Source organism: Bacillus sp. N1(2025), from assembly GCF_053470005.1.
The window spans coordinates 1-12,994 of record NZ_JBLTJB010000016.1 but is presented as its reverse complement, the minus strand read 5'-3'; the positions used below and the strand labels follow the sequence as shown (position 1 = coordinate 12,994).

The 12,994-nt window shown below is 49.9% G+C and carries 15 protein-coding genes; 4 read left to right on the top strand and 11 right to left on the bottom strand.

Annotated elements, in window-relative coordinates; all coding sequences use genetic code 11:
* Window positions 1–26: 26 nt before the first annotated feature.
* The 4 genes from ACNFN4_RS21085 to ACNFN4_RS21070 form a co-directional block, all read right to left on the bottom strand.
* Entirely contained in the window at window positions 27–821 is a 795-nt protein-coding gene (locus ACNFN4_RS21085; protein WP_448200462.1) for a putative hydro-lyase, read from the bottom strand.
* Between the two features lie 4 nt (window positions 822–825).
* Window positions 826–2,040, bottom strand: a complete 1,215-nt coding sequence (locus ACNFN4_RS21080; protein WP_014416919.1) for an NRAMP family divalent metal transporter — start codon at window positions 2,038–2,040, stop codon at window positions 826–828.
* A 22-nt stretch (window positions 2,041–2,062) separates the two neighbouring features.
* Window positions 2,063–2,827 (bottom strand): 5-oxoprolinase subunit PxpA, encoded by a 765-nt coding sequence (locus ACNFN4_RS21075; protein WP_342005228.1) that lies wholly within the window; start codon window positions 2,825–2,827, stop codon window positions 2,063–2,065.
* Window positions 2,828–3,033: 206 nt separating this feature from the next.
* Window positions 3,034–3,783: a Cof-type HAD-IIB family hydrolase gene (locus tag ACNFN4_RS21070; protein ID WP_014416918.1), complete on the bottom strand. Its 750-nt coding sequence runs from the start codon at window positions 3,781–3,783 to the stop codon at window positions 3,034–3,036.
* A 127-nt stretch (window positions 3,784–3,910) separates the two neighbouring features.
* Between ACNFN4_RS21070 and ACNFN4_RS21065 the strand changes: the two genes are divergently transcribed.
* On the top strand, window positions 3,911–4,075 hold the full coding sequence (locus tag ACNFN4_RS21065) for a hypothetical protein (RefSeq protein WP_003156294.1): 165 nt from the start codon (window positions 3,911–3,913) through the stop codon (window positions 4,073–4,075).
* A 38-nt stretch (window positions 4,076–4,113) separates the two neighbouring features.
* Here the strand turns inward: ACNFN4_RS21065 and ACNFN4_RS21060 are convergent, their stop codons facing one another.
* From ACNFN4_RS21060 to ACNFN4_RS21040, 5 genes are all read right to left on the bottom strand, one after another.
* The gene (locus ACNFN4_RS21060) at window positions 4,114–4,509 is read right to left on the bottom strand and encodes a 3-hydroxyacyl-ACP dehydratase FabZ family protein (RefSeq protein ID WP_448200461.1); all 396 of its coding nucleotides are present in this window, start codon (window positions 4,507–4,509) and stop codon (window positions 4,114–4,116) included.
* A gap of 68 nt (window positions 4,510–4,577) precedes the next feature.
* Window positions 4,578–5,699 carry a mannitol-1-phosphate 5-dehydrogenase gene (locus ACNFN4_RS21055; RefSeq protein ID WP_025649989.1) on the bottom strand — a complete coding sequence of 374 codons (1,122 nt, stop codon included), beginning with the start codon at window positions 5,697–5,699 and terminating at the stop codon, window positions 4,578–4,580.
* 1 nt (window position 5,700) lies between these two features.
* Window positions 5,701–6,132: a PTS sugar transporter subunit IIA gene (locus tag ACNFN4_RS21050; RefSeq protein WP_012116817.1), complete on the bottom strand. Its 432-nt coding sequence runs from the start codon at window positions 6,130–6,132 to the stop codon at window positions 5,701–5,703.
* A 25-nt stretch (window positions 6,133–6,157) separates the two neighbouring features.
* A complete protein-coding gene (locus ACNFN4_RS21045) occupies window positions 6,158–7,597 on the bottom strand; it encodes a PTS mannitol transporter subunit IICB (protein ID WP_014720723.1) in 1,440 nt (479 codons plus the stop codon).
* A gap of 175 nt (window positions 7,598–7,772) precedes the next feature.
* On the bottom strand, window positions 7,773–8,114 hold the full coding sequence (locus ACNFN4_RS21040; RefSeq protein ID WP_003156306.1) for a hypothetical protein: 342 nt from the start codon (window positions 8,112–8,114) through the stop codon (window positions 7,773–7,775).
* A 176-nt stretch (window positions 8,115–8,290) separates the two neighbouring features.
* Between ACNFN4_RS21040 and ACNFN4_RS21035 the strand changes: the two genes are divergently transcribed.
* Genes ACNFN4_RS21035 through ACNFN4_RS21025 form a run of 3 tightly spaced genes read left to right on the top strand, consistent with a single transcriptional unit; the run spans window position 8,291 to window position 11,148 of the window.
* Window positions 8,291–8,863, top strand: a complete 573-nt coding sequence (locus ACNFN4_RS21035; RefSeq protein WP_007609432.1) for a DeoR family transcriptional regulator — start codon at window positions 8,291–8,293, stop codon at window positions 8,861–8,863.
* 32 nt (window positions 8,864–8,895) lie between these two features.
* Window positions 8,896–10,524: a copper resistance CopC/CopD family protein gene (locus ACNFN4_RS21030; RefSeq protein WP_014416914.1), complete on the top strand. Its 1,629-nt coding sequence runs from the start codon at window positions 8,896–8,898 to the stop codon at window positions 10,522–10,524.
* Window positions 10,525–10,536: 12 nt separating this feature from the next.
* Window positions 10,537–11,148 (top strand): YcnI family copper-binding membrane protein, encoded by a 612-nt coding sequence (locus ACNFN4_RS21025; protein ID WP_007410287.1) that lies wholly within the window; start codon window positions 10,537–10,539, stop codon window positions 11,146–11,148.
* Between the two features lie 45 nt (window positions 11,149–11,193).
* Here ACNFN4_RS21025 and gdh read toward each other — a convergent pair whose 3' ends face one another.
* Together gdh and ACNFN4_RS21015 are read right to left on the bottom strand one after the other, a co-directional pair.
* Window positions 11,194–11,979, bottom strand: coding sequence for a glucose 1-dehydrogenase (gene gdh, locus ACNFN4_RS21020; protein ID WP_015416819.1), 786 nt, complete (start codon window positions 11,977–11,979; stop codon window positions 11,194–11,196).
* Between the two features lie 20 nt (window positions 11,980–11,999).
* Complete coding sequence (locus ACNFN4_RS21015) at window positions 12,000–12,863, bottom strand: RhaT/GlcU family sugar-proton symporter (protein ID WP_060563085.1); 864 nt, start codon at window positions 12,861–12,863, stop codon at window positions 12,000–12,002.
* Window positions 12,864–12,994 lie beyond the last annotated feature (131 nt).

The following is a 12,994-nucleotide window of genomic DNA, read 5'->3' as shown; positions in this document are numbered from 1 at the left end:
CATCACCTCGTTGTATTCTTTCTCACTTACAGGACAGCAAGCGATTCATTTCGTATATCGGTGATCAGCATGTGCCCCGGTGAATGTGTTATTACGATGTCAGGCTTTGCTTCCATGATCACCGCCTGGGGTGTAACGCCGCAAGCCCAGAATACGGGAACTTCACCTTCCCGCACCGTTACGGCATCTCCGAAATCCGGCTGATGCAAATCGCTGATGCCGATGCTTTGCGGATTTCCGATGCGGACGGGGGCGCCGTGCACGGCGGGAAAACGTGACGTGACCTGCGCCGCGCGGACTGCCAGTCTTTCCGGAATCGGTCTCATGCTGACGACCATCTTTCCCGAAAACGGGCCGGCGGGAACACAGTCAATGTCTGTTTTATACATGGGGACATTCACACCCTCATCGATGTGCCTGATTGAAATTTGCTGATTGATAAGGGCTTGCTCGAATGAAAAACTGCAGCCGATCAAAAACCCGACATCATCATCCTTCCAATACGGCGTAATATCCGTTACCTCTTCAGTAAGCACGCCATGCCGATAAATCCTGTATTTCGGCAAGTCCGTCCGGATATCAGCTCCCGGCGCCGCTATTGCCGGAACGGGTGAACCCGCATCCGTCACGTCAAGCACCGGACAAGGCTTTTGATTGCGCTGGCAGAATAAGAGAAAATCAAAGGCAAGATCCTTTTGCAAAACGACGAGATTGGCTTGTGCGTAAGAAGCGGCCACCCCCGCCGTCGGCCCGGTCATCTGCCCCTTCCTGATCAGCTGTCTGATTTCTTCGGGGCTCATGTCTCTCATATGTTTTTTCATATCATCAGCTCCATAGCTGCGGCATCTGCGTGAATAATGTATAGATGCCCATAACCGCCATGACAACCACTACGATCGCCCCTGCAATCGTGAGCCAGATCGGATGCTTGTAATCGCCGACGATTTTTTTCTTATAAGCGCCCAACAGAATCATCGCTAATGCAAGAGGCAGAATTAAGCCGTTAAGCGAACCGACCGCGACCAGAATTTTGGCAGGCTGGCCGATCGTGACAAAAATAAGAGTGGATACGATGATAAAACCGATAATTACGCCATGTGAGTGCTTTTCGATTTTTGTTGAAAACGATTTGAAGAATGACACCGATGTATAGGCGGCGCCGATGACAGACGTGATAGCGGCAGACCACATGATGACGCCGAAAATTTTATAGCCTACATTTCCCGCCGCAAGCCGGAATACAGAAGCCGCGGGATTATCAGGATCAATGCTCAGGCCCTTTGAGACGACGCCGAGCACGGCGAGAAACAGGGCAATCCGCATAATCGATGTAATCAGAACGCCTGTGATGGAGCTTTTCGTAACCTGGGGGATGACTTCTTTCCCTTGGATGCCTGAATCAAGCAAACGGTGGCCGCCGGCAAATGTAATGTATCCGCCGACCGTGCCGCCGACAAGCGTCACGATCGCCAGCACACTGATATGATCAGGCATAAAAGTTTTCACAACGGCGTGTCCGACCGGCGGAGCCGTCGTTACGGCAACATACACCGTCAATACGATCATGACGATTCCGGCGATCTGCATAAAACGGTCCATGACTTTTCCGGCTTCCTTTATGACAAAAATCAGCACCGCGACCGCTGCGCTGATTAAAGCGCCGATCTCCGGTTTGATCCCGAATAATACTTGAAGACCGAGACCCGCGCCGCCGATGTTTCCGATATTAAACGCAAGTCCGCCGAGCACGACCAGAAAAGCAATGGCATAACCGGCGCCCGGAAGCACCATATTGGCAATCTCTTGGCCGCGCTTTCCGGAAACCGCGATAATCCGCCATACATTGGTTTGCGCGAAAATGTCCAAAATAATAGAAATTAAAATGATAAAGCCGAAGCTTGCCGCCAATGTATTGGTAAACGTGGCCGTTTGCGTCAGAAAGCCTGGCCCGATTGATGATGTCGCCATCAAAAATGTCGCGCCTAAAAGAAGCGACCATCTGCCGGAAGCCTTTCCGGCTGTTTTTTTCTTTTGCTCCATGCTGTCTTCCTCCCTCTGCTGCTCAGTCTTTTGCAAGCGCGCTGATTTGAATGTCTGCCGCTTTTAATTCTTTTTTGATTGTTTTTGCGAATGTGAGGGCGTGGGCTCCGTCTCCGTGAATGCAGACCGTGTCCGCTTTCAGGCTTACAGCTTGTCCCTTACGTGATGTCACCGTGCTGTCTTTCACCATTTGAATCACTTGACCGACCGCTTTTTTGTCATCCTGAATCAGCGCATCCGGCTCTGAACGCGGCGTCAGCGTGCCGTCTTCCTGATAGGTGCGGTCCGCAAACACTTCGCTTGCCGTCCTCAGTCCGATTCGATCTCCCGCTTTAATCAGCTCGCTTCCGGAAAGCCCGAAAAGAATAAGCGCGGGATCAAAATGACAGACCGCCTGAGCGATGGCTTCTGACAGGCCGGGATTGACGGCGGCCATATTATATAAAGCGCCGTGCGGCTTCACATGCTGCATTTCGACACCTTCTGCTTTTAAAAACCCTGACAGCGCGCCGATTTGGTACAGCGTCAGATCATAAGCTTCCTCGGGTGTAATCGCGATCTGCCGCCGCCCGAATCCCTGAAGATCGAACAGCCCGGGATGAGCGCCGATTTTCACGCCTTTTTCCGCCGCAAGCGCAACCGTTTTGCGCATCACGCTGGGATCACCCGCATGAAAGCCGCAGGCGATGTTTGCAGATGTCACATAGTCCAAAATCTCTTCATCCAGCCCGATTTTATAAGCACCGAAACTCTCTCCTAAATCACAATTGATGTCAATCTGAAACATAAGATCCCTCCTGTATTGTAAACGTTTTATATTATTATCATTCCGCTATTCGGAATGACTATTCCGAATTGTTGGATTTCTCTTCATTATATTTAATTCTGACAGGTTTGAACATCCTTTTGTCAGAAAACCTACCATGGACCTAGTCACAAATCTGACAAAACAAAAAAGAGAGAGTCTCATACTGAGACTCTCTCTTTTTTCTATTATAATACCCAGTGGCGGATCGCTTTGGCGACCCCGTTTTCCGTGTTGAGATCAGTCACCCAGTCAGCTGTTTCTTTCACAATGTCCTGCGCATTCCCCATGGCGACGCCGACACCCGCTTTTTCAATCATGGCAATGTCATTCAGACTGTCACCCATGGCCATCACATTTTCCATCGTGAAGCCGAGTTTTTCCGATACCTTCGCAAGCGCAGCCGCTTTGTTGATACCGAGGGCATTGACTTCGATGTTGATCGGACTTGAGTTTGTGATCTCGAGCTCCTTGTATTCCTTGAGCTCTTTCAGCACCTCATTTCGCACTTCGTCATCCTCGATTTCGAATCCGAACTTGAGCCACTGATGATCCGTAATCGTTTCCGGGAATTCCCCTCTCCACACTCTATCGACGGTAGAGGCCCAGAAATTCGTGTTGTGCTTATTCCTCAGATCCCATAATTTTTGAATATGATCGGTATGAAGAAGCTTGCGCTCAACCAGCTCAAAGTTGGAATCCCAGATTTCGCTGCCGTTTGCCGTGATTAAAAAGGATGACAGCTCGAGAGACTCAGCCAGTTCGCGGCAGGTCATCAGCGTGCGTCCTGTGCTGATGACGACGTGAATTCCTTTCGCCTCCGCTTCCTTGATCGCCCGCCGGTTTTCCTCCGGGATGAGCTGCTCGTCATTGAGCAGGGTTCCGTCCATATCAATCGCGATCAGTTTAATATCTGCGTCTTCTCTTTGTATCGGCATATATGTACCTCACTTTTTATAATGTAGTCGTCTCTATTTTAATACATATGACCCGCAGGAACAAAAAACCGCTTCCTGCGTTTGGCGGGGAGAACGTTGAGGAAAAGAAATATTGAGGTGATGGAGGATGAAAGAAAGAAAACAAAAGAACAAACCGAATGAAAATCCTGAACATCATGATTTAACCGATCCGATTCCGCTGGAAGAGCTGAAAGAAAACGCCAATGACGAAAAACACAAACATGACCAAAGGGACAATTCACAAAGTGAAAGAGATTATGATACAAAATAACAGACTTGTCCGAAAGCCGCCGCTGGAGGCGGCTTTTTTTACGATGGCTGGATAAATATGCTGAGCTCAGCTTCCGCCACAGGCTTCCCGGCAACGGAAGCTTTCGCCCGGCCGAACACAAAACCGCGTCTGATTCGCGTGACCTCAAAAAAAAGATCCAGACGGTCTCCCGGCAAAGCGGCACCTAACCTTTCCGCTTTCTTCACCGCGGATAAGAGACCGAGGCCGTCACCGCCGGTAATTCCCGCGCAAGCCGCCGTTTGGGCCATTGCTTCAACGACGAACGAAAATGGCATCTCTCTTTGGGATTCAGTTATAAACCAGTCATTTTCACTGATGTTTTTGTAAGCAACCGCCCATTTTCCGGCTTCACTGTTCGTCGTGCCGTCAATCAAAAGAAACGGAAAACGATGGGGCAATAGCTTCTGATTCATCACGCAGCCTCCCTTCTCTCTCATTATAACGCAAGAAAAAACCCGCGTCCCCCGACGCGGGTTCATTTTTATTGATTGAGCTTTTTGAGCACGATGCCGTGCAGCGGTTCATGCGGCTGAATACCGCAAATGTCTTGAAGAACGCCGCTCGTGCCTTTTTCCGCGATAAGCTTTTGCAGCTCAACCGCTTCCGGATCATCCTGATAGTCAAAGCGCAGGGCGGCGGCGATGCCTTCTGCCAGCGCGTTCGGTTCTTTTATTTTTTTGGCCGGCCCTACTAATCTGTCATTCGCTCCGAGTTTTCTGAGCGGTGATCTGGCGACTCTTGTCACATCATCCGTGATGTATTCATTTTCAAAGCGGCCGATGATTTTCTTCATGTACTGCTCGTGTTCGGCTTGCTTAAAGCCGTACGCTTTCACCAAGTACTCGCCCGTTTCTGAAAGTGCATCGTACACGACACGCCGGATTTCCGGATGGCCGATGGCCTCTTTGACGGTTTTTAATCCGCGCTGATAGCCGACGTACGCCGTAACGGCATGGCCGGTATTGACGGTAAACAGCTTTCTCTCGATGAAAGGCGTAAGATCATCCGTAAACAACGCACCTTCCAGTACCGGCTGGCCGCCGGCAAAGCCGGTTCTGTCTATGACCCATTCAAAAAACGGTTCTACGGATACTTTCAGCGGATCTTCATGGTGCTGAATCGGCACAATCCGATCCACCGCAGAATCCGGGAAGCCGACCATCCGGTTCACGAGTTCCCGCTCCGCTTCCGTCAAATGTCCGAAAACTTCTTTTTTCAGAAAACTGCTGCCGCCGATCATATTTTCACAGGCAATGATATTGAGAGGCTCAGAGGACGTTCTGCGCTTCAGCCCTTCCGCGATGGACGGGGCGATGAGTCTGAGGACGTTCGGGCCCACCGCCGTCGTAATGATCGCTGCTTCATTGATCAGCCTGTACAGCTCTTGTTCTTGCACCGCGCTATTGATGGCTGAAACGGGGCCGATGATTTCGGTCTGCCGGCCGCCGTCGGCAAGCTCCACGGTATATTCCTTCTTTTCATTGAGAAGGCTGACCATCGTTTCATTCACATCAGCGAAAACTACGTCATAGCCGGAATGATGGAGCAGGGCGCCGATAAAGCCCCGCCCGATGTTTCCCGCTCCGAAATGAAGGGCAATCATGTCAGTTCACCTCGCTGAAAATAGCGGCCAGTTCTTCTTCCGTCTTTGCACTGATCAGCCGTTCGATGTTTTCTTCCTCTGAGCAGATGATGGCGATGTTTGACAGGATGTCTAAGTGTTCATTGTTTTTTCCGGCGATACCGAAAACGACCTTTGCCGTATTGCCTTCACCGTATTCAACACCGTCCGGAATCTGGATGACGGAAATGCCTGAATGAAGCACCTCATCCTTTGCATCTTCCGTGCCGTGCGGGATCGCGATGAAATTCCCCATAAACGTGGATGATGTTTCTTCACGTTCGAACATTTTTTCCACATAGCCGTTCTTCACGTAGCCGTTATCAATCAATGTCTGTCCCGCGAGACGGATGGCATCCTCTTTTGAGTTCACCGTCTGGTTCAGTTTGATGTTCGCTTTAGCCAATACTTCCATGATGAAGATCCCTCTTTCTGTTTGATTAGTTTTTAAGCTTTTCAATCAGTTCATCGTATTTCGGGCTGTTCAAGAAATTATCAACCGAAATGTGCACCGCCTGCGGCAGCTTCGCTTTCGCGCGGTCAGTCAGGTCCTTATGCGTAATGACGATATCCGCGTCATTCGGCAGATTATTGATCGACGTATTTGTCACATCAATATCCAGGTCTGCTTTTTTCACTTTGTTTCTTAAAATGGAGGCGCCCATTGCGCTCGATCCCATACCTGCGTCGCACGCGAAGATAATGCGGCTGACTTGGTCGGCGGAAATATCAGCGGCGCTGTTTTCCGGCTCTTCCTCTTTGTCCGCCAATGCGGCCGCCGCTTCGCTTTTCCTGCCTTTCATTTCCTGCATTTTTTCCGCCGCGGCTGTCAAATCTTCTTCACCCGCTTTAGACGATTTCAGAATAAGCGCCGAAACGATAAACGATACGGCCGCGGCAACGATGACGCCCGCCAGCACGCCGAGATAGCTTCCTTTCGGCGTCAGCGCCAAAATGGCGATGATGCTTCCCGGAGATGATGCGGCAACAAGACCCGCGTTAAAGATCGAAAATGTAAGCAGCCCGCTCGCTCCCCCGGCGATCGCCGCGAGGATCAGCATCGGTTTCATTAAAATGTAAGGGAAATAGATTTCATGAATCCCCCCGAAGAAATGAATGATCGCCGCTCCCGGAGCCGTCGATCTTGAAGAGCCTTTCCCAAAGAACATATATGCCAGTAAAATACCGAGTCCCGGCCCGGGGTTCGCTTCCACTAAGAACAGAATGGATTTACCCGCTTTGGCGGCCTGCTCGATTCCGATCGGACTTAAAATGCCGTGGTTGATCGCGTTATTCAGGAACAGGACTTTCGCCGGTTCTACGAAAACGCTTGCAATCGGCAGCAAATTCGCGTGGACAATGACTTCCACACCCGCCGCCAGCAATTTGTTAAGAGACAGGACGACCGGGCCGATCGCATAAAACGCGATAATCGTCAGCACCGCGCCGATAATTCCCGCCGTGAAGTTGTTGATCAGCATTTCAAAACCCTGTCTGACTTTATCTTTAAACACACGGTCTAATTGTTTAATGAGATAACCGCCCAAAGGCCCCATAATCATTGCCCCTAAGAACATCGGAATGTCCGCTCCGACAATGACTCCGATGGCCGCCGTCGCTCCGACGACTCCCCCGCGGTGATCGTAAATCATTTTTCCGCCCGTATATGCGATTAAAAGCGGCAGTAGATACGTAATCATCGGGCTTACCAATGTATTCAGCTGCGGATTCGGAAACCATCCCGCTGGAATAAACAGCGCGGTGATAATTCCCCATGCGATAAATGCGCCGATATTCGGCATGATCATACCGCTTAAATAACTGCCGAACCGCTGTATCTTCACTTTCATGCCAGCTTGCTGTTCTTGCTGCATGTTCATTCCCTCCCTGTTTGCTTGCCTTCAGATGAAAATAAATAAGACACGGGGTTTCTCTCTCCCCTGTGTCTTCATCATAAAACGCTTACAATCCCCATTCAATGAAAAGTAAAGAGGAGTTTGGCACAGAGACTGTGACAAATCCTTAACAAAAAAAAGACACCTCATCAAAGGTGTCTTACCGCTTTCTGTATATAATGTGTCCTTTTGTGACAACGAGTTTGGCAATGAGCCGCTCACTGACAATAAACACCGGATACGCACATACGAGCGCGAAAATGGCGGCCGGCACATACCGCGCTGCCGGAAACATCGGCATGACGGCGGTTCTGGCCATCTGCACAAGATAAATCAAAAGCACCGTGATCGCAATGGCCGCAGCCATAATCGGAGCTGATACTTTATATTCACGCAATTTCACATGGCAATGCCCGCACTGAAACTGGCACGGGATCATGGATGATCTGACCATGTCGCCTGTAATCGGCTTGCCGCAGTTCGGGCAGGTCGTTTCTTTCATGTTTATTCCTCCATTCAACTCTTCTATTATAACAGAGTCTGACTACGTCTTTTACATTTGTGATTGTTCAACATTTTTTCACATATTTTATCATCAGGCTCTTGTGTGCATTTGTGAAAACATCTACTCTTAGAGGGAGGTTCATCACTCATTCGCATAAAAAGGAGGATGCAGAATTGCTTCCGATTCACAGACAGCAAACCTTGCTTGAATGGCTGAAAGAAGAGGGCGCGCTGAAAATCTCTGACATAAGCGAGAGATTCGGCGTCTCCGAGATGACCGTGTACAGAGATGTCAATCAGCTGGCGGATGCAAACCGGATTATCAGGACACCCGGCGGCATTACGCTCCCGCCCGCTTCAGAACGAAGCGCCAATCAATGCGGCTATTGCCTGCGGCCGATTCAGCATTCGTATTCTGTTCAGCTTATTACCGTTTCACAAGCCGTTGAGCAGATGTGCTGCATTCATTGCGCGATTTTGCGGTATGAGGATAAAAAGGAAGAAGTGTCCCACGTCATTTGTAAAGATTTTCTTCTTCAGACGACACTGACGGCAGCTTCCGCATACTTTTTAGTCCATGCCGATATTGACCTTCACTGCTGCCGGCCTCAGGCGATTCCCTTCTCAACGCTTGATTACGCAGAACGGTTTCAAAAAGGATTCGGCGGGGTCATTTGCACCTTTGACGAGGCGGCGGACATCATCTTACACGACAGGCAGAAGGGATGCACCTGCAGCAAGACATAACAACAACCAACCGGAAGGCGGTGTCATCATCCATGAGACAGAACAAACGCTGGCTCATCTTTTTGCTGTTCCTTGTTTTGATTCCGAAAACAAGCTTCGCCCACGCCTACATCACAAACTCAAATCCGGGTGAGAACAGCGAATTAAAACAAGCGCCGAAGCAGATTGAAATTGAGTTTAATGAACAGATTGAAGAAGGCTTCCACTCCATTAAGGTCTATAATTCATCCGGCGAACGGGTTGACGCGGGCAAAACGGTGATTCAAAAAAATGATGCCCGCATCATGACCGCGGCATTGAAAAAAAACCTGCCGCATGATATTTACAGAGCGGAATGGAACGCGGTATCGGCCGACGGACATCCGGTATCCGGCGTCATCCCTTTCAGTATCGGAAAAGCCGGCGGAGAACTTCAGGAGCAGACATCATCGCAAGCGGCGCTTCATCCCGAAGCGGCCATCGACCGCGGTATTTTGTACACCGCTCTCTCCCTGTTTATCGGCACGGCTTTTTTCCATCTGTTTTGGTACAGAAATAATAAAGATTCATCAAAAGCAAAACGAACTGTAAAGCTGCTCGTGATTTCTTTGTGTTTAACGGGGCTCGCGCTTATCTGCCAGCTCCCGATCCAGACGAAAGAAAACGCGGGCGGCGCTTGGAGCGCCGCGTTTCAGCCGGACTATGTAAAAGAAACGCTTCTGAAAACGGCAGGCGGGTACGTCTGGATGATCCAGATCAGCTTATTTATCCTGCTCGCCCTGTCCATGATCCCGCTGTTGAAGAAGAAAGCATTCCGGTCATTTGCGTACTGGACGGCGCCGCTGTTGTTCTTCTTCGCTTCGCTTTTGGCAAAAGCATTCGCCGGGCACGCGGCGGTTATCGACGAAAAAGCGGTCGGCATCGCAATGGACTTTCTCCATTTATCGGCCGCGTCTGTATGGATGGGCGGTATCGCCGCGCTTGTGCTGCTTCTTTCATCAGAGTGGAGAAAACCCGATAAAACCATCGCTTGGGAAACGGTCAGACGGTTTTCTCCTTGGGCGTTCGCCTCTGTCGGCGTGCTGTTATTTTCAGGTGTGCTGAACGGATTTTTCATTATCCGCACGTTTGATTCACTCTTTCACACCGCTTACGGTAAGACGCTCCTTTTGAAAATCGGACTGTTTGTCATCATGCTTGCGCTCGGCGCCGTTCACGTATGGATGACGAAGTTCAGCAGAAAAAGGAGCATCAGCGCAACGATAAAGGCCGAATGGGCACTAGGCATTGCGGTGTTATTTACAACCGCCGTCTTCACAAGCCTGCCCAGCCCGCCGCCGCCTGCGCCATTGCCTTTTAACGGCTCAGAAACGATCGGAAACGGGGAAACCCTGTCCTTGCACATTACGCCGAACCAGCCGGGTAAAAATGAATTTCAAGTCATTGTCACCGATCACAACGGCAGCTTGGTAAAAGACATTCAGCAATTTACGGTCACTGTTTACCAGACGGGCTTCAGCGGCAAACAGCATGAAAGCACCTTTGATTTGAAGAAGACGAAGGAAGGCACATTCGAAGCCGCCAACCTGTCCATCACCGAAAAGGGAAACTGGAAGATCAAAGTCCACGGGCTGACAAACGATTTTAATGAAATCAACCAAATATTCTCAACGACAAACTAAGGAGTGTATCTCATGTTGAAAAAAAAGGCTTTATTATTCATATCCGCCGTGACCCTGTCACTCGTCGGTTTTACGGCGACAGCAAGCGCCCACGTCTCAGTCAAACCCGCGGAATCCGCGGCCGGTTCTTGGGAAACGTACACGATGAAAGTGCCTGTGGAAAAGAATGAGCCGACAACGAAAGTCGTACTGAAAATGCCCGCCGGCGTTGAATTTCAGCAGTATCAGCCGATTCCGGGCTGGAAAACATCCGTATCCAAACATGATGACAAAGCGGTCTCCGTCACTTGGGAAGCAAAGGACGGCGGCATTCAGCCCGGCCAATTCCAGCAGTTCACGTTCGTTGCGAAAAATCCTGAAAAGAGCGGAGATGCCGCTTGGGACGCTTACCAATATTACAAAGACGGCAGCATTGTAGAATGGACGGGTGATGAGAAAGCCGACACGCCTCACTCAATTACGAAAATCACGAAATCGGCCAGCGTGACGGATGCGCACGGAGCTGAACAGTCAAACGAAGAAAGCAAATCCGGCGTATCAGCGCTTGATATTGCGGCCATCGTTCTGTCAGCTGCGGCGATTATCCTTTCCATCGCGGCGCTTGTAAAGAAAAAACGCGCGTAAGCAAAAAGCGATCCGGCTCTAAAGAGCCTGCGATCGCTTTTTTTCTTATCCGCGTCCTGCCTGGAATGACGGATATTTTGTCATTCCGCCGTCAGCAAACAGCGTAATGCCGGTCACATAGCTTGATTCCTTTGAAGCAAGCCAGACGGCGACAGCCGCGATTTCTTCCGGCTCACCGATATATCCCATCGGAATCATGCTTTCCACATCTTTTCTCTGAACGGGATCTGCAAATTTTTCCGCGTTGATCGGCGTATTAATGGCGCCCGGCCCGATGTTGTTGACACGGATGCGCTTCGGCGCGTACTCAAGCGCCAGCGTTTCCGTCATCAATTTGATGCCGCCTTTACTTGCCGCGTAGTGAACAAACAGCGGCCATGGAATCATTTCATGTACGCTTGACATGTTAATGACGTTTCCTTGAATATCATTCTCTACGTAATATTTAATGGCTTCGCGGCTTCCTAAGAAAGCGCCGGTCAGATTGGTATTGATGACTTTGTTCCAGTCTTTGAGCGGCATTTCATGCGACTGAACCGGATTTTCCATGCCGGCGTTATTGATCATGACATCCAATGTGCCAAATTCCTTCACTGCGGTCTGCACGATGTTTTTGACATCTTCTTCTTTTGTGACGTCTCCTTGAATGATGACCGCTTCGCCTCCCGCTTTTTGAATCTCTTCTTTAACGGTTTGGGCGTCTTTTTCATTACTATAGTAGTTAACCACGACTTTCGCCTGCTCCTGTCCGAAGCGGATCGCCATCGCTTTTCCTAATCCTGATGAAGCTCCCGTAATGGCAACGACTTTTCCTTTTAAATCCGTGTACATGTTCAAACCTCCTGCATATGTTATGAATTTGATTTCGCAACGCCTAAGAATACCGCGGCCACAATGATCAGGATAATCCCGATGGCAATGGCGACGAGCTGACGCTTCGTTTTGCTCTCACGGAGAATGAAGATTCCGCCGAGCGTGCTGATGACGATCCCCATTTGAGAGAGGGAAAAACTTGTCGCAACTCCGACGCGCGGCTGTGAGATGAACAGAAACATATTCCCGAGCGCCCAGATGATTCCCGGCAGAATGTTCTTGAGGGCGTACTTATTAAACGGTTTATGCTTGTACGTCAGGAGCAGTCCCCCGATGACCATCCCGATCGCCTGCGGCAGAAGCGCTGACCATCCGGATACGCCGAACAGCCGGGCCACAACGACATAGACCAAATAACCGAGCGTGGAGATCAGCAGGATGACAATGCCTTTTTTAAAGTTTCCCGGTTCTCCGTCCGCCCGCCCCTTTTTATCTTCTAAAGATGTGAGCACAATCCCGATGATGATAAAAATAAGGGCGAGAATACCCAGCGTAATCGCGATCGGGGTTGACCATTCTTTGAATACGATCACACCGAACAAAGAAGTCGAGACGAGCTGCATTCCCGTTGATATCGGCATCGTTTTTGAAACGCCCATCAGCTGTATGCTTTTAAGCTGATTGCTTTGGCCGAGCGACCAAAACAGTCCCGAGATGATGCCGACAATAAAAATGCGCCCAGACAGCACCGGGTGGACAAACAGATACAGCACAAACGAAACGATGAGCGCCCCGATTGTCGTTCCCAGCGTCTGGCTGTAAGGCCCGCCGCCTAATTTGACGTTAAATAACACGATGCTCCCCCAAAATAAAGCCGGGAGAAGAGCCAGTAATATATCCATGATGGCGACCTTCTTTCAATCGTATTTGCTGTTATTTTGTCTGGAATCGAACCGATTATTCCCGCAAGATCAAAAAAGCCTGCCGGCGATATTCACCGGCAGACTGCTCAATAAAAACAGCCCCGCTTAGA